14 protein-coding genes, 2 tRNA genes and 2 rRNA genes are annotated in these 21375 nt (G+C 60.1%); 8 read left to right on the forward strand and 10 right to left on the reverse strand.

Going from position 1 to position 21375, the window contains the following annotated elements; all coding sequences use genetic code 11:
• Nucleotides 1-2: 2 nt before the first annotated feature.
• The 7 genes from RI103_RS13055 to RI103_RS13085 all read right to left on the reverse strand — a co-directional run bounded on the left by RI103_RS13055 (nucleotide 3) and on the right by RI103_RS13085 (nucleotide 9973).
• Nucleotides 3-1814, reverse strand: coding sequence for a DNA polymerase Y family protein (locus RI103_RS13055; RefSeq protein ID WP_310812414.1), 1812 nt, complete (start codon nucleotides 1812-1814; stop codon nucleotides 3-5).
• The gene (gene imuA, locus RI103_RS13060; protein WP_310812415.1) at nucleotides 1714-2553 is read right to left on the reverse strand and encodes a translesion DNA synthesis-associated protein ImuA; all 840 of its coding nucleotides are present in this window, start codon (nucleotides 2551-2553) and stop codon (nucleotides 1714-1716) included. Before imuA ends, RI103_RS13055 begins: the two co-directional genes overlap by 101 nt.
• Before the next feature lie 815 nt (nucleotides 2554-3368).
• Nucleotides 3369-6244: ribosomal RNA gene (locus tag RI103_RS13065) — 23S ribosomal RNA — on the reverse strand.
• A gap of 337 nt (nucleotides 6245-6581) precedes the next feature.
• Nucleotides 6582-6657, reverse strand: a tRNA-Ala gene (locus RI103_RS13070).
• 54 nt (nucleotides 6658-6711) lie between these two features.
• Nucleotides 6712-6788 (reverse strand) — tRNA-Ile (locus tag RI103_RS13075).
• Between the two features lie 65 nt (nucleotides 6789-6853).
• Nucleotides 6854-8384: ribosomal RNA gene (locus RI103_RS13080) — 16S ribosomal RNA — on the reverse strand.
• The 16S and 23S rRNA genes sit together here with 2 tRNA genes alongside, the layout of an rRNA operon.
• Nucleotides 8385-8857: 473 nt before the next feature.
• Entirely contained in the window at nucleotides 8858-9973 is a 1116-nt protein-coding gene (locus tag RI103_RS13085) for an AI-2E family transporter (protein WP_310812416.1), read from the reverse strand.
• A 272-nt stretch (nucleotides 9974-10245) separates the two neighbouring features.
• Here RI103_RS13085 and RI103_RS13090 point away from each other — a divergent pair, with 272 nt between their 5' ends.
• From RI103_RS13090 to RI103_RS13105, 4 genes are all read left to right on the forward strand, one after another.
• Nucleotides 10246-11460: a DUF2863 family protein gene (locus RI103_RS13090; RefSeq protein WP_310812417.1), complete on the forward strand. Its 1215-nt coding sequence runs from the start codon at nucleotides 10246-10248 to the stop codon at nucleotides 11458-11460.
• A 234-nt stretch (nucleotides 11461-11694) separates the two neighbouring features.
• On the forward strand, nucleotides 11695-12570 hold the full coding sequence (locus tag RI103_RS13095) for a response regulator transcription factor (RefSeq protein WP_310812418.1): 876 nt from the start codon (nucleotides 11695-11697) through the stop codon (nucleotides 12568-12570).
• 112 nt (nucleotides 12571-12682) lie between these two features.
• The gene (locus RI103_RS13100) at nucleotides 12683-13357 is read left to right on the forward strand and encodes an energy-coupling factor ABC transporter permease (protein WP_132375227.1); all 675 of its coding nucleotides are present in this window, start codon (nucleotides 12683-12685) and stop codon (nucleotides 13355-13357) included.
• Between the two features lie 167 nt (nucleotides 13358-13524).
• On the forward strand, nucleotides 13525-14181 hold the full coding sequence (locus RI103_RS13105) for a BspC domain-containing protein (protein ID WP_310812419.1): 657 nt from the start codon (nucleotides 13525-13527) through the stop codon (nucleotides 14179-14181).
• 112 nt (nucleotides 14182-14293) lie between these two features.
• Here RI103_RS13105 and RI103_RS13110 read toward each other — a convergent pair whose 3' ends face one another.
• Nucleotides 14294-15448 (reverse strand): M14-type cytosolic carboxypeptidase, encoded by a 1155-nt coding sequence (locus tag RI103_RS13110; RefSeq protein WP_310812420.1) that lies wholly within the window; start codon nucleotides 15446-15448, stop codon nucleotides 14294-14296.
• Between the two features lie 35 nt (nucleotides 15449-15483).
• On the reverse strand, nucleotides 15484-16266 hold the full coding sequence (gene yaaA, locus RI103_RS13115; RefSeq protein ID WP_310812421.1) for a peroxide stress protein YaaA: 783 nt from the start codon (nucleotides 16264-16266) through the stop codon (nucleotides 15484-15486).
• A 57-nt stretch (nucleotides 16267-16323) separates the two neighbouring features.
• Here yaaA and RI103_RS13120 point away from each other — a divergent pair, with 57 nt between their 5' ends.
• Complete coding sequence (locus RI103_RS13120) at nucleotides 16324-16821, forward strand: putative toxin-antitoxin system toxin component, PIN family (protein ID WP_310812422.1); 498 nt, start codon at nucleotides 16324-16326, stop codon at nucleotides 16819-16821.
• A 141-nt stretch (nucleotides 16822-16962) separates the two neighbouring features.
• Nucleotides 16963-18135: a pyridoxal phosphate-dependent aminotransferase gene (locus RI103_RS13125; RefSeq protein WP_310812423.1), complete on the forward strand. Its 1173-nt coding sequence runs from the start codon at nucleotides 16963-16965 to the stop codon at nucleotides 18133-18135.
• A 106-nt stretch (nucleotides 18136-18241) separates the two neighbouring features.
• Here the strand turns inward: RI103_RS13125 and RI103_RS13130 are convergent, their stop codons facing one another.
• Complete coding sequence (locus RI103_RS13130; RefSeq protein ID WP_310812424.1) at nucleotides 18242-18889, reverse strand: glutathione S-transferase; 648 nt, start codon at nucleotides 18887-18889, stop codon at nucleotides 18242-18244.
• Between the two features lie 126 nt (nucleotides 18890-19015).
• On the opposite strand from RI103_RS13130, the gene RI103_RS13135 reads away from it, so the two are divergent.
• Both RI103_RS13135 and RI103_RS13140 read left to right on the forward strand, forming a co-directional pair.
• Nucleotides 19016-20581 (forward strand): 3-hydroxyacyl-CoA dehydrogenase, encoded by a 1566-nt coding sequence (locus tag RI103_RS13135; protein ID WP_310812425.1) that lies wholly within the window; start codon nucleotides 19016-19018, stop codon nucleotides 20579-20581.
• Nucleotides 20578-21366 carry an oxepin-CoA hydrolase, alternative type gene (locus tag RI103_RS13140; protein ID WP_310812426.1) on the forward strand — a complete coding sequence of 263 codons (789 nt, stop codon included), beginning with the start codon at nucleotides 20578-20580 and terminating at the stop codon, nucleotides 21364-21366. The genes RI103_RS13135 and RI103_RS13140 overlap by 4 nt, the downstream gene beginning before the upstream one ends.
• Nucleotides 21367-21375: the final 9 nt, after the last annotated feature.

The raw sequence follows: 21375 nt of genomic DNA on the forward strand, positions 1-21375 counted from the left end.
GCTCAGCCGAACAAACCCTGCAAATACCACTCGCCGCCAAGACGTTCGCGGTATACCCAGAACATATGGCCGCGATCATCGGCCGCGACGTAGTAATCCCGCTCGACAGTGTTGCCGTCCCACCATCCTGCTTCGATCCGTTCGGTACGCGTGAGCATTTTCAGCGGACGACGATAGACAGGCCGCTGCTCGCGCATCATCAGGCGCAGCGGCTTATCGAGCATCCACACCGGGCGAGGTTGAGAAGGCAACGCGCTGTCGGGTAGATCGAGGGATGCCTGGGCGTTGTTGGGTTGCGGTGCGGATGTGTTGATGCTTTTAGCGTTGATGCTTTTAGCGTTGTTTGTTCCGGATAGGCGTTGGGTGGCTTCGGTCGCCTGGGTGGCCAGCATCACTTCGGTCGCGTAGGCGGCCGTCTCCCCGTCTTCGCGCCCTTCCTCCACGGCAGCGTGCCGCAACTCATCGGTCAGCCAGGTTTTGTCCGCTTTGATCTTCGAGCGGGACTTCGCAGGCGAACGTTTCTTGCGCGAAAACGCTTGCGCCTGGTAGGCTTCGACACGCATTGCCCGCTCGGGACGATGATCGTCCTGCACCGACATCTGCAGCACATTCTCCGGTCCCAACCGCGCGCTCAAGCGTTCGAGCAGACGCGCAATCGAATCGCCATCCGATTCGGGCATGGGAAACAAGGTGTCCGACCGCCCGGCATATTCGCCGATCTGATCCGCAACCAGCTTCAACTCGATGACCGGCGCCGCCAGCACCGTCTGATTCAATTTTTCCCGCAGCAACCAGATCAGATGCTCGGCATCGCGCGACGGTATGGCCCACGCGACCTTCAGACTCGATGTCTTCGGTGCATGACGAGACGCCAATTCATGCTCGAGCAGCAACGTATAACCGCTGAGCGCCGCATGATGCGCGCTCAGCCAGCCGGCCAACTGCACGATCAGCCGACGCGCGGCGAACAGCAATGCATCCGCGTTATCGACCCGCGAGGGCAACTCCAATTGCGCATGGAACGACGCCGGCGCACGAAACGATTCGCGTGGATCCGGGCGCGTGCCATACGCCTGCGCCAGCAGATCCAGGATTGCGCTGCCGAAACGCCGCACGACACCTGAGCGCGGCAATTGACGCAAATCGGCGAGCGTCGTACAGCCGATGTGCGAAAACGCATCGCGATGCGCTTGCGTGACCGGCAGCAACGATACCGATAAACCATCGAGGACACGCGCGAGTGAAGTTTCCTTGACCACGTGCCAGCGATGCCCCTGCCGAACAGCGCGCGCCTGCGCCAACAGCCACGCTCCCCAAGCGGTCGGTGCACAGGCGATGCGCGCCGTATAGCCGAATTCCGCCACCGTGGCAGACACCCGCGACAACAACGTGCGCAAGCCGCCGAACAGCCTCAAACCGGAGCCGACTTCCAGCAACAGGGTGCTCGCATCGGCCAGTGACACTTTCGGCGTGTACGTCAGCAAGGCAAGCGCTATGGCTTCAAATGCCTGAGTTTCGCGGGCGGCATCGACGGAAAGCAGTTCAAGCCCCGGCGCCAACGCCAAGGCATACGAACGCGAATGACCCGCATGCACGCCGGCACGCAATGCGTCGAAATCCGGCATCAGGATGTGCGCGTAATCGGCTAGTGCGTAACAACGTCCTTCAACGATGTTGTCGGCATCGTGAAGCTGGCTTGTCTCGTCGCGCGATTCACGCCGATTCGGCTTCGCGAGCGAACCATCCGGGAGCGGCACGAGAGGCTTCACCGCTTCCAGCGACAAGAGTGGCAATGTGACTGCGATCCACAGCATGTTTGATCTCTGGTCCTTGATGGCCGCCGACTCCGCTTTCCGGTAACAAGACGCTTTGTAAAGGCAAAACGAGACGAAGAGGCTCGGCTAGCGGCGGCCCACGCCGCTTGAAGATGTCGATCGATAGACCAATCTCCTGCAGCCATTGACGACGGTTGATCGTCTGCGCATTGGCCGGCAAGAGTGGCTCACAGATCATTCGCAATGGCGCGGGGGAAGATTGCGTGGCGGCTTCGACAGGCCGGATCAAAAATGCCAGCGATGACGACTCCTGAGCCGCCACTTGCAGACGCCGGACCTTGTCGGCGCGCGCATTCGGCAGCCAAACCAGGACCGCTCCGATGCCATCCTGCTTCAAGGCCTGAGCGGCGGCCCACAGGGCCTGGTCTTCACTTGAGCGCACCCATAAGACTCGCTCGACATCGACACCCCAAGCTCTCAATGCGGCAGCGCATGGCTGATACGGAGGCGCCACGAGCATGACATGTCGCTCGGCTTGCCTCGTCAGATGACGCAGCGCATGGGCTAGCAGACGTACTTCACCCACGCCACCATGCTCGATCAACAGTTCTGTCAGACCGCCAGCCGACCAACCTTGTCCCGGCAACAACTGATCCAGCGCAGCATAGCCGCTGGAAATCACACGCGAGTCCGCCTCGGCAAGCTCGTTGCCCTGCCACACCTGACGCCGTAATTGGGACGACAATGAGGTCGTCGCAAGCTGAATCGCTGCTGCCATAGGGACGCTCTTGAAAGGGAATGCTCCGCCCTGCCCGGCATCAGGCAAGCATGAGGCGACGAGTTTTCACTGTATATTTATACAGTATTTTGGGATGAATGTTAAGACGGAGGGATGCTGCCCGGGTGGATGCAGGAAGGGTTTGAGGAGGTGATGAATACTATTTTCGGGCAGCTATTATGTCTGATGAAAACAGCTTACTGGGATGGTCAGCCTGAGAGAAACGGCCCGATCGGCTTACGCTGATCGGGCCGTTTCCTTTTCCGGAAAGCCAGCATGGCAAACGCGACGCTGATCGGTATCGATCTGGGCGTGCACTGTTTTTTCCCTCACGCGCAACACGCTCGTGGACACGAGTCGTGGCGCAGGAAACCTGACATGAAATCCAGTCCTGCAGACTGACGGCTTTTTTAAGGACCGTCGGACGCGGCTTCTCATTGAGGGCCGGGCGCTTGATCTGCGCCTGTTTCGAGCCCGGATACATTTGCGCAAGCCGTTTATCTTAGGTTACAGATTGAGGTTGCAAAGACAAGGCTGACCGTACAATTTTTACGCTTTAGTTTGGACTGTTGCGAAGGGTGTGAGTCGAGGAATCGAGTATCGATGCCGAGACAATGCCAAGAACTGAAGGCTCACAGGCTACGCGAACGCGCTGCGGATGGGCAGGGAGTGAAGGCGGTTTCCGGTGCGTTTTTTATGTGTTTGCGGCCACGTAAACGCAGAAACCCCACCTTTTTTGGGTGGGGTTTCTGATGCTGCTGGGGAGCCTGACGATTACCTACTTTCACACGGGTAATCCGCACTATCATCGGCGTGGAGTCGTTTCACGGTAATTAGTATCAGTTAGCTTAACGCATTACTGCGCTTCCACACCTGACCTATCAACGTCCTGGTCTTGAACGACCCTTCAAGGGGCTCGAAGCCCCGGGGATATCTCATCTTAAGGCGAGTTTCCCGCTTAGATGCTTTCAGCGGTTATCTCTTCCGAACATAGCTACCCGGCGATGCCACTGGCGTGACAACCGGTACACCAGAGGTTCGTCCACTCCGGTCCTCTCGTACTAGGAGCAGCCCCCTTCAAATATCCAGCGCCCACGGCAGATAGGGACCAAACTGTCTCACGACGTTTTAAACCCAGCTCACGTACCTCTTTAAATGGCGAACAGCCATACCCTTGGGACCGGCTACAGCCCCAGGATGAGATGAGCCGACATCGAGGTGCCAAACACCGCCGTCGATATGAACTCTTGGGCGGTATCAGCCTGTTATCCCCAGAGTACCTTTTATCCGTTGAGCGATGGCCCTTCCATACAGAACCACCGGATCACTATGACCTGCTTTCGCACCTGCTCGACTTGTCGGTCTCGCAGTTAAGCACGCTTATGCCATTGCACTATCAGCACGATTTCCGACCGTACCTAGCGTACCTTCGTACTCCTCCGTTACACTTTGGGAGGAGACCGCCCCAGTCAAACTGCCTACCATGCACTGTCCCCGATCCGGATCACGGACCAAGGTTAGAACCTCAAACAAACCAGGGTGGTATTTCAAGGATGGCTCCACGCAGACTGGCGTCCACGCTTCAAAGCCTCCCACCTATCCTACACAGACCGGTTCAAAGTCCAATGCAAAGCTACAGTAAAGGTTCATGGGGTCTTTCCGTCTAGCCGCGGGGAGATTGCATCATCACAAACACTTCAACTTCGCTGAGTCTCGGGAGGAGACAGTGTGGCCATCGTTACGCCATTCGTGCAGGTCGGAACTTACCCGACAAGGAATTTCGCTACCTTAGGACCGTTATAGTTACGGCCGCCGTTTACCGGGACTTCAATCAAGAGCTTGCACCCCATCATTTAATCTTCCGGCACCGGGCAGGCGTCACACCCTATACGTCCACTTTCGTGTTTGCAGAGTGCTGTGTTTTTATTAAACAGTCGCAGCCACCAGTTTATTGCAACCCCTTCACCCTTCTGGCGCAGGCCAGTCAGGCTACAGGGGCGTACCTTATCCCGAAGTTACGGTACCAATTTGCCGAGTTCCTTCTCCCGAGTTCTCTCAAGCGCCTTAGAATACTCATCTCGCCCACCTGTGTCGGTTTGCGGTACGGTCTTGTTGAACTGAAGCTTAGAGGCTTTTCCTGGAACCACTTCCGATTGCTTCGTCGCCTGAGCGACTGGCCTCGCACCCTTGAATTCCGCGCCCGGATTTGCCAAAGCGCCTTCTCCAATGCAAGGACCGGGACTTCCAACACCCGGACAACCTTCCGCGATCCGTCCCCCCATCGCATTCAACAATGGTGCAGGAATATTAACCTGCTTCCCATCAGCTACGCATTTCTGCCTCGCCTTAGGGGCCGACTCACCCTACGCCGATGAACGTTGCGTAGGAAACCTTGGGCTTACGGCGAGGGGGCCTTTCACCCCCTTTATCGCTACTCATGTCAGCATTCGCACTTCCGATACCTCCAGCACACTTTCCAGTGCACCTTCGCAGGCTTACGGAACGCTCTCCTACCATGCACATAAATGTGCATCCGCAGCTTCGGTATATTGCTTAGCCCCGTTACATCTTCCGCGCAGGACGACTCGATCAGTGAGCTATTACGCTTTCTTTAAAGGATGGCTGCTTCTAAGCCAACCTCCTGACTGTTTTAGCCTTCCCACTTCGTTTCCCACTTAGCAATATTTGGGGACCTTAGCTGGCGGTCTGGGTTGTTTCCCTCTTGACACCGGACGTTAGCACCCGATGTCTGTCTCCCGTGATTGCACTCTTCGGTATTCGGAGTTTGCTATGGCGTAGTAATCCGCAATGGACCCCACAACCATGACAGTGCTCTACCCCCGAAGGTGATACACGAGGCACTACCTAAATAGTTTTCGGAGAGAACCAGCTATTTCCAGGTTTGTTTAGCCTTTCACCCCTATCCACAGCTCATCCCCTAACTTTTCAACGTTAGTGGGTTCGGACCTCCAGTACGTGTTACCGCACCTTCATCCTGGCCATGGATAGATCACCTGGTTTCGGGTCTACACCCAGCGACTGAACGCCCTGTTCGGACTCGCTTTCGCTACGCCTGCCCTAATCGGTTAAGCTTGCCACTGAATGTAAGTCGCTGACCCATTATACAAAAGGTACGCCGTCACCCCTTGCGAGGCTCCGACTGTTTGTATGCATGCGGTTTCAGGATCTGTTTCACTCCCCTCCCGGGGTTCTTTTCGCCTTTCCCTCACGGTACTGGTTCACTATCGGTCGATCACGAGTATTTAGCCTTGGAGGATGGTCCCCCCATCTTCAGACAGGATTTCACGTGTCCCGCCCTACTTTCCGTACACCTAGTTCTTCCTCGCTGTTTTCGTCTACAGGGCTATCACCTGCTATGGCGGCACTTTCCAGAGCCTTCGACTAACAATGAAGATAAAGAGTACAGGCTGGTCCCATTTCGCTCGCCACTACTCTGGGAATCTCGGTTGATTTCTTTTCCTGCGGTTACTTAGATGTTTCAGTTCACCGCGTTCGCTTCACATGACCTATGGATTCAGTCATGGATGACCCATACGGGCCGGGTTTCCCCATTCGGATATCGGTGGATCAAAGCTCGTTTGCCAGCTCCCCACCGCTTTTCGCAGGCTACCGCGTCCTTCATCGCCTGTGATCGCCAAGGCATCCACCACATGCACTTGTTCGCTTGACCCTATAACGGGTGTGTCTCCTGTGTGATCCACTGGGAATCACACGCTCGCCACGCCCGCTACAGGTTGAGTATTCGTGTTGCGCCGTATTCCAAAAGCGATCTTTCGATCTCTCTTTTCATACATTGATACAATCACAACCCTGATTCACCTACTCGCACACCCATCTCTAAGTATGCTTTCGTGAATCTCTTTACTACTTCTTCCTGATTGTTAAAGAACGACAGCCGACATAAAACCCTGTTTCATGTCACTCTGACTGGCTCAATCGCCAATGCCTGTTTCACTACACCGCAAACCCCTTTCAAGGTCTGCCGCAGTAAAACCGGCATTGAGGATTGGTGGAGGATGACGGGATCGAACCGACGACCCCCTGCTTGCAAAGCAGGTGCTCTCCCAGCTGAGCTAATCCCCCAGTCATACAGATACCCCAGAGGTTTTTAGACGATCAGCACACCAGACAAGACTTTGGTGGGTCTGGATGGATTCGAACCATCGACCCCCGCCTTATCAAGACGGTGCTCTAACCGACTGAGCTACAGACCCCTGAGTCTGTCCATTTTCACAGCCGATAAGCGTGAGCGCTCAACGTTCGACACGTCCAGCTCGAGAAAGGAGGTGATCCAGCCGCACCTTCCGATACGGCTACCTTGTTACGACTTCACCCCAGTCATGAATCCTACCGTGGTGACCGTCCTCCTTGCGGTTAGACTAGCCACTTCTGGTAAAACCCACTCCCATGGTGTGACGGGCGGTGTGTACAAGACCCGGGAACGTATTCACCGCGGCATGCTGATCCGCGATTACTAGCGATTCCAGCTTCACGCACTCGAGTTGCAGAGTGCGATCCGGACTACGATCGGTTTTCTGGGATTGGCTCCCCCTCGCGGGTTGGCGACCCTCTGTTCCGACCATTGTATGACGTGTGAAGCCCTACCCATAAGGGCCATGAGGACTTGACGTCATCCCCACCTTCCTCCGGTTTGTCACCGGCAGTCTCCCTAGAGTGCTCTTGCGTAGCAACTAGGGACAAGGGTTGCGCTCGTTGCGGGACTTAACCCAACATCTCACGACACGAGCTGACGACAGCCATGCAGCACCTGTGTTATGGCTCCCTTTCGGGCACTCCCACCTCTCAGCAGGATTCCATACATGTCAAGGGTAGGTAAGGTTTTTCGCGTTGCATCGAATTAATCCACATCATCCACCGCTTGTGCGGGTCCCCGTCAATTCCTTTGAGTTTTAATCTTGCGACCGTACTCCCCAGGCGGTCAACTTCACGCGTTAGCTACGTTACCAAGTCAATGAAGACCCGACAACTAGTTGACATCGTTTAGGGCGTGGACTACCAGGGTATCTAATCCTGTTTGCTCCCCACGCTTTCGTGCATGAGCGTCAGTATTGGCCCAGGGGGCTGCCTTCGCCATCGGTATTCCTCCACATCTCTACGCATTTCACTGCTACACGTGGAATTCTACCCCCCTCTGCCATACTCTAGCCCGCCAGTCACAAATGCAGTTCCCAGGTTAAGCCCGGGGATTTCACATCTGTCTTAGCGAACCGCCTGCGCACGCTTTACGCCCAGTAATTCCGATTAACGCTTGCACCCTACGTATTACCGCGGCTGCTGGCACGTAGTTAGCCGGTGCTTATTCTTCCGGTACCGTCATCCCCCCGCCGTATTAGGGCAGAGGATTTCTTTCCGGACAAAAGTGCTTTACAACCCGAAGGCCTTCTTCACACACGCGGCATTGCTGGATCAGGGTTGCCCCCATTGTCCAAAATTCCCCACTGCTGCCTCCCGTAGGAGTCTGGGCCGTGTCTCAGTCCCAGTGTGGCTGGTCGTCCTCTCAGACCAGCTACAGATCGTCGCCTTGGTAGGCCTTTACCCCACCAACTAGCTAATCTGCCATCGGCCGCCCCTGCAGCGCGAGGTCCGAAGATCCCCCGCTTTCATCCGCAGATCGCATGCGGTATTAATCCGGCTTTCGCCGGGCTATCCCCCACTACAGGACACGTTCCGATGTATTACTCACCCGTTCGCCACTCGCCACCAGGGTTGCCCCCGTGCTGCCGTTCGACTTGCATGTGTAAGGCATGCCGCCAGCGTTCAATCTGAGCCAGGATCAAACTCTTCAGTTCAAACCTGTTACTGTTTTCGGTTCAGTTAAGAACCGGTCGCTCACTCAACGTACTGACGAATGATCTTTCCATCTCGCGATGAAAAAACCTTCCTTTCATTACTGTGTGAGACTTGATACTTTCGCTTTGCGGCAGACCCCGGAGGATCCGCCTCGCGTCGCGCATCAAGCGCCCACACTTATCGGCTGTTAATTTTTAAAGATCGGTTACGCATTCACTACCAAACCAGCACCACACTTCAACCACCCGGCACCGCTTCGTTCTGCGTCGCTGCATCTGCAGCAGAGAAACGAGATTATGAAGAACTTCCGCTACGCCGTCAACAGGTTTTTCCAGCTTCCTGAACCTGCCCACTTCGCTGGAAGCCTTGCCACTGCTGGCTCTCCCGCCTCCCGTGCCCCGCTGTCCGGAGCACGAAAGAGCGAGATTCTAGCGAGCCCCACTCCGCCTTGCAAGCGTTATCTGGAATTTATTCAAGGCGCCTTTTTTACGGGGCCACGCTCATCGGCGACAGGCGCTTTCACGTCGGGCGCCAAGGCGCGCGCAGCTGGCGCGCCGATCGTCCAATCGTGAAGCACGGTATAGGCGACCGCCAGCAAAGTCGGGCCGATGAACACCCCGAGGAAGCCGAAAGCAAATGCCCCGCCCAAGATTCCTAACATCACCAGGATTAGAGGCATGTCGCTATTCTTGCCGATCAAGATCGGTTTGATGACGTTGTCGGACATGCCGACGACCAGCACGCCCCACACCACCAGAAAGATCGCCCATCCAGTTGCGCCACCGTGGTACAGCCAGATCGCCGCGGGCAACCAGACGACAACGGGACCGCCCGGTATCACCGACAGGAAGAATGTCGCCAGCCCCAGCAACGCCGGCGCCGGCACGCCGGCGATCCAGCACCCGAAACCCGCCAGGATACCTTGCACGAGCGCCGTGCCCAGAATTCCGTAGACCACACCCTTTACCGTGCTGCCGGCCAGTGCCAGCAGATAATCGGCGCGCTCGCCGGCAATACGTCGCATGCCAGCATTCAGCCAGGCAGCTGCACCCTCGCCCCCCGTGTAAAAGAAAAAGGCCAGCACGATGCTCAACGCCAGCAGCCCGAGACCATGCGTAACAGCAATCGCGGCCGCCAGAATCCACTTGCCGGCGGGCGCGGCGAGCGTGCGCAACTGCGCGATCAGTTCCGAATTGCTGCTTGTGAGACGCTCCCAGAATGCCTCAATGTTGGACCCCACCAGCGGAATCCGGGCAACCCATGGCGGCAAATCCGGCAAGCCGGCCTCGAAGAGCCGTTGAACCAACGCGACGATGTCATGCACGTGCGCCCCGAAGGCAAAGCCCGCATAGACGAACGGTCCGAGTACCACAATCAGAATAATCAACACGATCAAGGTGGCGGCCCACTTACGCCGGCCGCCCACGGCCGCGGTCAGCCGTCTGTACAAGCCCCACGAGCTATAGCTGAGAATGGCGCCCCAAAGCAGCGCGGTCGTGAAAGGCGCAAGCACCAGCAGCGAGCCACCCACGAGAATAATCAGCGCGAACACTGCGGCAAGACGTTCGATCAGTTGGTCCGATTTCACAATGAATCTCCTGTTGCGCCAAACCACCGGTGACGAGCGGACATACGGCTTGTCAGGCGCCCGCTGAAAGGGCCAGTATAGAAGCGAGTCATGCGCTAGCGGCGTCTTATATCATCGGGCCAGGTTGCCATGCAACGGGCCCACAGGCGCCAACAGCAGCGCTGATTTTTCGTGTAGAAACGTCCTAATTCATCCGGCATCGCCGGCCAAATAATACGGCGGCATAGAAAAGACTAGAATATAAGGTTCTGTGCACCCCAATTTCCGGATTTATGCGCTCGCGAATCGCCAAACGTCTCCCCCCCGATGCCGACAAGCTTGTCGGTCTCTCGCTCGCGCTTTTCGCGTCGGGCAGTCGCACCGAGGACCGCTTCTGGGAAGCGAAACTCGACGCGCTGCTGGCCAAGATCGTCCGCAACGCCAACCAGACTACCCTGGACGCCGCGCTCGATCACCTGCAGCAAAATCATCCCGATGCCTACGGCGCGCTTGCCGATATGGCGGAAACCCACAGCGAGTCGTTCATCGTCGAACATGAAGGCGCGTCTTATGAGGCGCTGCTGATCGCCGCGCCGGTGCTCGCCTGGACGCGCTACATGATTCCGTCCGGCCCGCTCAAGGCCGACGCCGCCGACGCCCTGCGCGCGCACCTGCAAGCGCACGTGCTCGCGGCCAACACGCGGGTCGCCATGGCGCCGTTCCTGTACAGCATCGATCAGCTGCCGCGTCATCATGTCGAAACCTGGCGCATTGCCCAGCAACTCACGCAGGCGGCCTTGGCCGGCAGCAACGTCAAGCTGAATTTCGGCGAGTTGCCGGAGACCTCGCCGATTCTGGCCGACCCGCGCTTCCTGCTGGCCGTCGTCGCGGCGCCGCTGGGCGAGCCGACGTTCCGCTGGCAGGAAGAAGAGCACGGCAGCCGGATCGAGCGCGGACAATGCCTTGAACAATGGGCCACGCAAGGCGGCGCCAATTTGTCGCTGGTGCTGCCCGGCTGCGAATTCGAGTGCCTGCTGCCGGATGCCTATTACTCGGCCTGCCGCGATGCCGACGAGCGCGTGCGCCCTCACACGGTACGGACCGCCGTGCGCTATCTGTTCGACACGATCGGCGCGGCGCCGCAGGAGTTGCGCGCGGTTGTCGCGGGCTTCGGCGAACGCCGCATCGACGAATACAGAGTTGGGTTCACGCGCCGCGGCAGCAATGATGTGATCTACGGCGTCGTGTGGCCGCTGTACGGTCGCGAGAACGGCGAGCCGGGCATCGACGAAGAACCGCAGGAAACCGCCGCGTCGGACGATCCGCTCGAAGAAATCGTCGCGTTGCTCAAGGAAACCGGCGTCGCCGAAGTGCGCCGACACGCCGGCCGCTTCGAGCCGGAATACTGCGACGACTGCGGCGTACCGCTCTATGCCGACCCGCTCGGCGAAATCGTCCATGCCGAAATGCCGGAGGACGCGGAACCCGCGCAGCCGCACTTCCATTGATCATCGCCGCCGGCGCGTTCTGCGCGTCGGAGTCGACATTAAAAGCCCCGCCTGCGCGCGGGGCTTTTTTGCGCCGGCTCATTTTTACGTCATTCCTCCTATGCCTTTTGGACAGGCCGTCAAGTTGAAGGGAATTTGTCATCATAGGAACGGCGACGCATCGCAAACGCATCCGGCTCTTACGCGCCGAGCGCACGCATCGCGCCACTTCGCCCGACTCATCTGGAGACATGCATGCGATTCTCGATACTCAACTCAGACGCGGAACGTCGTGACGGACTCAAAGCACTGCTGCGGCAAATTGACCGTCTGGCGCGTTTCAACGAGGCACAAGACTGGCGTCAGGTTGAACGCACGCTCAAGCGTCAGCGGCCCGACCTGCTCGCGATCGATTGGCAGGACTGGATGTCGGTCGCGGATATTCGCCATCTGCTCAGCCATTACCCCGATCTGCGCATTGCCGTGCTCACCGATCAGATCTCGCCGGTCGCCGTGCGAGATCTCATGGACGAAGGCGTGCTCGGCGTCGTGCCGCGCGACACCGATCCTTGTCTGATCGTGCGCGCGTTTGAAATGGTGCTGCTGGGCGGTCACTATGTGCCGCCCGGCGCGCTGGCGCTCGATCCTCCGCTACCGCCGGACATCGCCATCCGGCCGTTCGACGAGAAGAGCCCGCCGCCGCGCCGCACCAGATTCGCCAACGGCCTGTCGCCCCGGCAGCAGCAGATCATGCGCTGCGTCCACATGGGAAGCACCAACAAGATGATCGCGCGCACCCTGGGCATCAGCGAAGGCACCGTCAAGATCCATCTGACCAGCATATTCCAGCAGCTCGGCGCGCCGAATCGCGCGGCCGCGGTCGCGCTTTACAACGGCTGGCTGTCGAACCATTTGCAAGTCCTGCGCAACGACGGCGAAGGCCCGGTCCGCCCGATCATGGGACAACCCGGTGTGGTGCCGTTGCGGCGCCGAGTGCGGCGGCGCTTCCAGTATCCGTTGCCAGCTAACGACACGGCGGCCCGATTGCCGATGGCGGCCGAACCGGGCGCGCCATATGGCGACGCGCCGGCCGCCGGACCGGCCGACCCGGTCGCACCAGGCCTTGCATGAACGCAGCCGGCGCGCGCAACGGAATCCGGGCGAGCACTGACCGGCAGCGTTTGCGCCTGCTGGCATGGAATCCGCTCACACCTTTTCTCGTCCAACGAGTAATATGAGACTCATGGGTTTCCTCTACACACCGCTTCCGTTCTGGGTCGCTGTCGGTGGCTGGATCGCCACTGCGATAGTGGTCGCGCTCGCACTGTGGAAAAATCCTTTCAAACGACTTCAGGACGGCACACTGCAGCATGTCTGGCTTGCGATCATCGTCGCAGTGTCGGTGCTGTGGGCAAGTAATGCATGGCTCGACGACGGCACCGTCATGCATCTGCTCGGCGCCACGCTGGTCGTCACGTTATTCGACTGGGCGCTGGCGTTGATCGCCATGGCGGTGGTCACGGGTCTTGCCGCCGTCATCTTCGATGCCCCCTGGCAGGGCATCGCGCTAACGTTCCTCGTGTACGGTGCGCTGCCGGTCGGCATTTCCACATTGCTTCAGCGCATCAGCATCGCGTGGCTGCCACGCAATCTCTTCATGTTCATCCTCGGCCAAGGTTTTGTCTCGCCTGCCATCGCCGTGTCGCTCACGGCCGCCGCCGCCCTCGGCATTCATATCGCGCTCGCCGACGGTTCGATGACCGTAGTGCCCGCGGGCTACGCTTTCAGTGTGTTTCTACTTGCCATCGGGGAATCCTGGTTCACTGGCATGTCGACGGCATTGATCGCGGTCTACCGCCCTGCGTGGGTCACCACTTATGATGTGCGCAGATACCGACTCGGCGGACCACGCACCTGACACTCGCGCGGACACTGAACGCGTACCAACGGCGATTAGCGACTCGCCCACGTCGAGCCGTGGGGCTCGCACTACCAACAGGACAAAATATTTGTGTCAGGATTGAACTCCACCCTCTCGCCGGGCATCTTACGTGCCTCATGTCTGATTAGCGTTTAACGAACTAGATGGATCGCACCAACGTACCGCGCCGATTGCTGCGGTTGCTCGGCCGGTTGGCAACATGTGCGGCGAGTCTCTCGCTCATATGCTCTGCTCCCGCATTCGCCGATCAACTCGAGCAGCACAACGATCTCGTCAACAAATTTGTCAATGACATGCATGCGGACCCGCTCGTGGCGGACTGCGCAGCTCATGGCAACTTTGTGGCCAGCACGTCGACCGCCTTCGACCATGTCGAATTTCCACCTAGCTCGTTTGACAGCATGCATGCGTCGGTCACGCCGTGGAACGATTCGTTCGACGAGGGCAAGCAGCGCGTCAAGGTAGACAACATCGTCACCGTCGAAGGGCTCGGCATCCGCCAGAGCGGCGGCGGCGATCCTGCCGATCTGAAATTCCGCTGTGGCTATGTCGGCGCGCAGATGCTGGCGTTCAGCTGGAACGATCCGGTGCCGGCGGCCCGCGCGCGCAGTTCGGAACCCTCGGGTTCGCGAGCGTCGTCGGGCAAGCATAAGAGCGCCAAAGGCAAGCATTCGGCGAGCGGCAACACGACGAAGAAGGCAACCACGAAGTCTTCCAAACCCAGTTCGGGCAAATCGTCGCGAACGGGTTCGAGCAAAGCAACCGCGAAGAAGACACCGGCGAAAAAGAAAACTCAATAGCGGCTCGCGCTCGTGGCATCAGTTCGCCAGCGCTGCGGGTAAAACACGCGCCCCAATGAAAACGAGGCACACGCTGTGAAGCGTGCGCCTCGTTTTTTATGCGCAGCGATGTTCAGGCAAATGTTTCCACGTGCCGCAAGATCGCCTGCAGCATCGCGGCGCCGAGCGACGCGCTACGCTCGCCGTTCCAGCCCACCCGTTCGTCGGGCAGATTGGCGTTGTCCTTGAACGGCATCTCGAGAGTCAGCGACAGGCAGCCGAATTCGTTGCCGATGTACTTCGACGCCAGCTTCAGTGCATCCTCGCGATACTTGCTCGCGGCGTAGCCGTACTTGTCCTGGAAATCAGGGCTTGCCTGCTTGAACGCTTCGATGAACGCTTTCTGCTCCTGCCCCTGCCGCTCGGTAAAGCCCGGCAGCATTTCGGAGCCGGCCACGAACACATAGGGCAGCGCCTCGTCGCCGTGGATATCGAAGAACAGGTCACAACCTGTCGCATGAATCGCGTCGCGCACCACCAGCACCTCGGGGCTGCGCTCGGCATCCGGCTCCATCCATTCGCGATTCAGATTCGCGCCGGCCGCATTCGTGCGCAGATTGCCGTGCACGCTGCCGTCCGGATTCATGTTCGGCACGATGTAGAAGACGGCGTGATCGTAGAGCTTGCGCGCGACCGGGTCGCCTGCCCAATCGCCCCAGCCCGCGAGCCGCTTTACGAGACCCTCGATAAACCATTCGGCCATCGTCTCGCCAGGATGCTGGCGCGCGATCAGCCAGATTTTCTTTCTGGCCGTGTCGCCGGTTTGCGGCGTGCCGAGCGTGAGCAGCGACATGGGCCGCCCTTCGACGGTCGTGCCCAATTCCGTCAGCGTCGCCTGCGGCATCTGCTGCACCGCGCCGAGAAACTCCGAATGGCGCTCCTCGCTGTACGGCTCGAAGTACGCGTAGTAAATGCGGTCGAAATCCGGCGTGTGGTCGATCGTCAGCACACGGCCGTCGTACGACGTGGGCACGCGAAACCAGTTCACGCGGTCATAGCTCGCCACCGCCTGATAGTCGCGCCAGCCTTCGGCGAAGGCACACGCGGCCGCATTCTCGAAGGTCATCACGCAGCGCTCGCCCGCCGCGCCGGACACGCGGAAATAAAACCACTGCGCGAACTCGGCATGGCTGTCCGGCCGCACGCGCAAACGGATATTGCCCGCGTCTTCGCAGGACAGCACTTCGATCGCACCCGCGTCGAAGTTGCTCGTAATCGATAACGTCATGATGTTCTTCCCTGCTTCTATGCGTGGCGTGCCGCTTATTCAGCAACGCGGCGGCGGAATACGTAAGTGGAATCGTTCGAGGCTCCGGCGTCGAACGCGTAGCCTTCGGAGTCGAAGTCCTTCAGTTGCTCGGGCTGGTTCAGGCGGTTTTCCACCGCATAACGCGCCATCAGGCCGCGCGCGCGCTTTGCATGAAAGCTGATGATCTTGTAGCGGCCGCCCTTCCAGTCCTCGAACACGGGCGTGATGATCGGTGCTTCGAGCAGCTTCGGCTTGACCGACTTGAAGTACTCGCCCGATGCGCAATTCACCAGCACGCGCGATGCCGCCGCATTCTTCTTCAATTGCGCATTCAACGCCTGCGTGATCCGTTCGCCCCAGAACGCGTACAGATCCTTGCCGCGCGGATTAGCGAAGCGCGTCCCCATTTCGAGCCGGTAAGGCTGCAGCAGATCGAGCGGACGCAGCAAGCCATACAGGCCGGACAACACGCGCACGTGATTCTGCGCATAGTCCAGATCCGCCGATGACAGCGTCTTCGCGTTCAAGCCCTCGTACACGTCGCCATTGAACGCCAACACCGCCTGCTTGGCGTTGTGCGTGCCGAACTTGGGCGACCACTCCGCGTAACGCTGGAAATTGAGCTGCGCGAGCTGATCCGAAATGTCCATCAGGGAGGCGATCTGCTGCGGCGACAAACGACGCAATCCGCCGATCAATTCGGCCGCGTCGTCGACAAAATCGGGGATCGTGTGTTTTTTGACGTGAGGCGGGTTTTCGTAGTCGAGCGATTTCGCCGGCGACAGAACGATTATCATAGAGGCTTGCAGGCACGCCGTGCCTGGCGGTCAAAGACGAAAGCCAGATTGTAACGAATGCCCGGTTCCCATGCCTCACCTGACGCTTTGCGCGTCGTCCTCGATTCCAATGTGTGGATCGACATTCTCGTGTTCGACGACCCGCACACGCGGCCGATCGCGGCCGCGCTCGAAAGCGGTGCGCTGGCCGCGCTGATCGATGCCCGCTGCCTCGCCGAACTCGCCTATGTGCTGGACTACCCGCAATTCGTGCATCGGAATGTGGACAAGGCGGCGGCGCTGGCGGTCGTCGCGCGGCTCGCGCAGCTGGTCGAACCCGAGGCGCAAGCGGAAGACGCCAGGCCCTTGCCCAAATGCAAAGACCGCGACGACCAGAAGTTTCTCGAGCTCGCGCACGCCGCACAGGCCGACTGGCTGGTTTCAAAGGATCGCGCGGTATTGAAGCTGGCCAGGCGGATTGCGCGTGACTTCGGCTTTCAGATCGCGCAGCCGGCGCCGTTCGTCGCCGCCATCGGCATGTCGCTGAGCGCCGCCAGCGAGCCTTTAACCGCATGACCCGCCAGCCGCATGGCCTTGGCCAGACGGCTAACGCGAGCTCCATGGCGCGCACAGCGCGCCGCGATTCCCTACAATCAGGCTTCGCCGTTTCAAACGACGCCTTTGTCTAACTCACTTGCCCACGCTCCGGACAGCGCCATGAATGCACCGCACGACACGCCCACGAGTCCCACGTTCCCGTCTCGCCTGCCGGACGTCGGCACGACGATTTTCACCGTGATGAGCGCGCTCGCCGCCGAAAAAGGCGCGGTGAATCTGGGTCAGGGCTTTCCCGATTTCAGCTGCGATCCGCGCATTGTCGACGCCGTCGCAAACGCCATGCGCGAGGGTCACAACCAGTATCCGCCGATGGCCGGCGCCGCGCCGCTGCGTCAGGCGATCTCGGACAAGATCGCGAACCTGTACGGTCGCCGCTACGAGGCCACCAGCGAAATCACCGTCACGGCGGGCGCGACTCAAGCGTTGCTGACGGCGATTCTGTGCACGGTCCACCCGGGCGACGAAGTGATCGTGATCGAACCGACCTACGACAGTTACCTGCCGTCCATCGAACTGGCCGGCGGCAAGCCGGTTTTTGTCACGCTCGACGCGCCCGACTACGCCATTCCGTTCGACAAACTGGCTGCCGCGATCACGCCGAAAACGCGGCTCCTGCTGATCAACACGCCGCACAATCCGACCGGCACGGTCTGGCGCGCGGAGGACATGCGCAAGCTCGAAGAGATCGTGCGCGGCACCAACGTGCTGATCCTGTCCGACGAAGTGTATGAACACATGGTCTACGACGGCGCGCCGCACGAGAGCGTGGCCCGCTATCCGGAACTGGCGCAGCGCAGTTTCGTGGTGTCGAGCTTCGGCAAGACCTATCACGTGACGGGCTGGAAGGTCGGTTACGTGGCCGCGCCCGCCACGCTCACCGCGGAGTTCCGCAAGGTGCATCAGTTCAACGTGTTCACGGTCAACACGCCGATGCAGATCGGCCTTGCCGACTACATGAAAGACCCGGCGCCGTATCTCGACCTGCCGGCGTTTTATCAGAAGAAGCGCGACTTCTTCCGCGCCGGCCTCGCGAACTCGCGCTTCAAGCTGTTGCCGTGCACGGGCACGTACTTTCAGTGCGTCGACTATTCGGCGATCAGCGACTTGCCCGAAGCCGAATTCGCGCAATGGCTGACCGGCGAGATGGGCGTCGCGGCTATTCCGGTCTCGGCGTTCTATCACGAGGCCCATGAGTCGGGCGTGGTGCGCTTCTGCTTCGCCAAGCAGGAAAGCACGCTCGCCACCGCGCTCGAGCGGCTGGCGCGCCTCTAGCATGCCCCGCGCGATGCTGCGAACGAACCTACGTTCCCCGCTATCGCGCGCAGCGGCCAAGGCTTGCGTGACACACCCTGGTTCGCTTTCTTCCGTGCAACGCCCGTCAAGCCGGGCGCGACGCGGCGATATGCGCCTTGCGGTCCTCAGTCACACGCTGCGCGGCCGGCCGGGGGTGGATCGCCTTCACGTAGCTCTTCCAGTCGATGCCGGCGTCGAGCAGAAAATCGCGGCCGTAGATGGCCTGCGTCGCCATGCCCACCAGCGGCAAGCTCACATAGCCGGCCGTATCCGCCACGCTGAAACGCTCGCCGCTCAGATACGGTCCGAACTTCGCGATCCGTTTGAAGCCGGCAATGTGATGCTTGAGCAGCTTCTCGACGCGCCCTTTGGTCGCGTCGGTCACGGTGCCGCCGAAGAACGCTTCCTTGTAGAGATTGCGCGCCGTCAGTTCGAGATGCACGTCGACGAACATGATCAGCTCGCGCTCCTTGGCCGCTTCCCATGGGTCGGCGGAAAAAATCGCCTTGTCGGGAAAACGCGCGGCCAGATACTCGACAATGCATTGCGATTCGCACAGGTCGCCGTCTTCAGTCTGCAGATAAGGCACCTTGCCGAGCGGCGAGTGCTCGAGCATCGCCTCGTCCTGGCTCGGCTTCACCGACACTTCCTCGAACGGAATGCCATGTTCGAGCAGCACGAACTTCACTTTGTTGTAATAGTTCGAGAGCGCGAAACCGCACAGCTTGATCATCGGGTGTCTCCTTCCTTCGAGTTGTGTGCGACCGCCCATCGACGTCAAGGCAGCCGCCTTCGAGCAATCATCCAGTAAATTGCACGATCGTGCTATTCTAAAATAACCATGGAGTCGAGCATCACAATGACCTCTCGCAATTTCAGCATCGAGACTATCGGCATTGTCGGAACCGGAGCGATGGGGCGCGGCATCGCCCAGATCGCCGCGCTGGCCGGCCTCACCGTGCGTCTGTACGACACCAACCCTGCTGCGATCGGCGCCGCGCGCGACTACCTTGCCGAGACTTTCGCCAAATTGACCGCCAAAGGCAAGCTCAACCAGGCCCGCTCACTCGCGGCGCTCGCGAATGTGAGCGGCGCGCAGACCATCGGCGAGTTGGCCGATTGCGATCTGATCGTCGAGGCGATCGTCGAGAAACTCGACGTGAAGCAGGCGCTGTTCCGCGAACTCGAGACCGTCGTGAGCGGCCGTTGCGTGCTGGCGTCCAACACGTCTTCGCTGTCCATCACGGCGATCGCCGCCGGCTGTCAGGACCCGGCGCGCGTGGTCGGTTACCACTTCTTCAATCCCGTGCCGCTGATGAAGGTCGTCGAAGTGATCGACGGTCTGCGCAGCGATCCCGCGGCTGGCGACGCGTTGATGGATCTCGCGCGCCGCATGGGTCACACGCCGGTGCGCGCGAAAGACATGCCCGGCTTCATCGTTAATCACGCGGGCCGCGGCATGAATACCGAGGGCTTGCGCGTGGCGGGTGAAGGCGTCGCCAGCTTCGCCGACATCGACCGCATCATGCGCGAGCAGGCGGGCTTTCGCCTCGGGCCGTTCGAGTTGCTCGATCTGACGGCGCTGGACGTCTCGCATCCGGTGATGGAGTCGATCTACCATCAGTTCTATGAAGAGCCGCGCTTCACGCCGTCGCCCATCACCGGCACGCGGCTCGCCGGTGGGTTGATCGGCCGCAAGACAGGCGAAGGCTTTTATCGCTACGAAGACGGCAAGCAGCAAGTGCCCGCTGAAGCACCCGCGCCGACCGGATTGCCCGCCAGCGTGTGGGTCAGCAAGCGTTATCCGCAAGCCCACGACGCCGTCGTGCAACTCATCGAGAAAGCCGGCGTGAAGCTCGACGACGGCGCCACGCCCGCAGCAAATTCGCTGATCGTCGTCACGCCGTTGGGTCACGATGCGACCACGGCCGCAGTCGATGAAGCGCTCGACGCCAGCCGCGTCGTCGCAATCGATGCGCTCTTCCCGCTCGTCGGCGCGCAACGCCGCACGCTGATGACAACGCCCGCCACCACGCGCGCCGCGCGTGACACGGCACATGCGCTCTTTGCCGCCGACGGCGTGCCCGTCACCGTGATCCGTGACTCGACCGGCTTCGTCGCGCAACGCGTGGTGGCGACCATCGTCAACATCGGCTGCGATATCGCGCAAAAACAGATCGCCACGCCGGAGGATATCGATCTCGCCGTGACGCTCGGCCTCGGTTATCCGCGCGGCCCGCTTGCCCTCGGCGACGCGCTCGGCGCGACCACCATTCTGGCGATCCTGCGCAACATGTTCGGCGTGCTCGGCGATCCGCGCTATCGTCCGTCGCCTTGGCTCGCGCGGCGCGCCCAACTCGGCATGTCGCTCACTCAACGCGACGCGGCCGGAACCGAAACACAGACCCAGGAGACACAACAATGAGCGCCGAACTGCTGACCTCGCGCCCCACCGAAAGCGAATCGACGCTAGTCCTCACGCTGTCGAATCCCGGCGCACGCAACGCGCTGCATCCGGACATGTACGCCGCCGGCATCGAAGCGCTCGACTCGATCGAGCGCGATCCATCGATTCGCGCCGTTGTGATTACCGGCGCGGACAACTTCTTCTGCGCGGGCGGCAATCTGAACCGCCTGCTCGAGAACCGCGCGAAAGATCCGTCCGTGCAAGCCGGCAGCATCGATCTGCTCGGCGAATGGATCTCGGCGCTGCGTCTTTCGTCGAAGCCGGTGATCGCTGCCGTCGACGGCGCCGCCGCCGGCGCGGGCTTCTCGCTCGCGCTGGCGTGCGACCTGATCGTGGCCGCGGACGACGCCAAATTCGTCATGTCGTATGCACGCGTCGGCTTGACGCCCGACGGCGGCGGTTCGTGGTTTCTCGCTCAAGCCCTGCCGCGTCAGTTGGCCACCGAAGTGCTGATCGAAGGCAAACCGATCGGCGCCACGCGTCTGCATGAACTCGGCGTCGTCAACAAACTGGTCAAGACCGGCACCGTGCGCGACGCCACGATCGCGTGGGCCGACGAACTCGGCAAGATTTCGCCCAACTCGGTTGCGCGCATCAAGGGGTTGATCGGCGCGGCCGGCACGCAACCGCTCGCCGATCATCTCGTGGCGGAGCGCGACAGCTTTGTCGCATCGCTGCATCACCGTGAAGGGCTGGAAGGGATTTCCGCGTTCCTCGAAAAACGCGCTCCGGTCTACAAGTGAGCGAAGCGA

It is taken from the genome of Paraburkholderia sp. FT54 (assembly GCF_031585635.1).
Classification (GTDB): Bacteria; Pseudomonadota; Gammaproteobacteria; order Burkholderiales; family Burkholderiaceae; genus Paraburkholderia.

Coding starts and splice junctions, on each gene's coding strand:
- RI103_RS13090 (WP_310812417.1), top strand. CDS start 10,246: ATGCGCTCGCGAATCGCCAAACGTCTCCCCCCCGATGCCGACAAGCTT.
- RI103_RS13125 (WP_310812423.1), top strand. CDS start 16,963: ATGAATGCACCGCACGACACGCCCACGAGTCCCACGTTCCCGTCTCGC.
- RI103_RS13100 (WP_132375227.1), top strand. CDS start 12,683: ATGGGTTTCCTCTACACACCGCTTCCGTTCTGGGTCGCTGTCGGTGGC.
- RI103_RS13105 (WP_310812419.1), top strand. CDS start 13,525: ATGGATCGCACCAACGTACCGCGCCGATTGCTGCGGTTGCTCGGCCGG.
- RI103_RS13120 (WP_310812422.1), top strand. CDS start 16,324: ATGCCCGGTTCCCATGCCTCACCTGACGCTTTGCGCGTCGTCCTCGAT.
- RI103_RS13140 (WP_310812426.1), top strand. CDS start 20,578: ATGAGCGCCGAACTGCTGACCTCGCGCCCCACCGAAAGCGAATCGACG.
- RI103_RS13135 (WP_310812425.1), top strand. CDS start 19,016: ATGACCTCTCGCAATTTCAGCATCGAGACTATCGGCATTGTCGGAACC.
- yaaA (WP_310812421.1), bottom strand. CDS start 16,266: ATGATAATCGTTCTGTCGCCGGCGAAATCGCTCGACTACGAAAACCCG.
- imuA (WP_310812415.1), bottom strand. CDS start 2,553: ATGGCAGCAGCGATTCAGCTTGCGACGACCTCATTGTCGTCCCAATTA.
- RI103_RS13055 (WP_310812414.1), bottom strand. CDS start 1,814: ATGCTGTGGATCGCAGTCACATTGCCACTCTTGTCGCTGGAAGCGGTG.
- RI103_RS13130 (WP_310812424.1), bottom strand. CDS start 18,889: ATGATCAAGCTGTGCGGTTTCGCGCTCTCGAACTATTACAACAAAGTG.
- RI103_RS13110 (WP_310812420.1), bottom strand. CDS start 15,448: ATGACGTTATCGATTACGAGCAACTTCGACGCGGGTGCGATCGAAGTG.
- RI103_RS13095 (WP_310812418.1), top strand. CDS start 11,695: ATGCGATTCTCGATACTCAACTCAGACGCGGAACGTCGTGACGGACTC.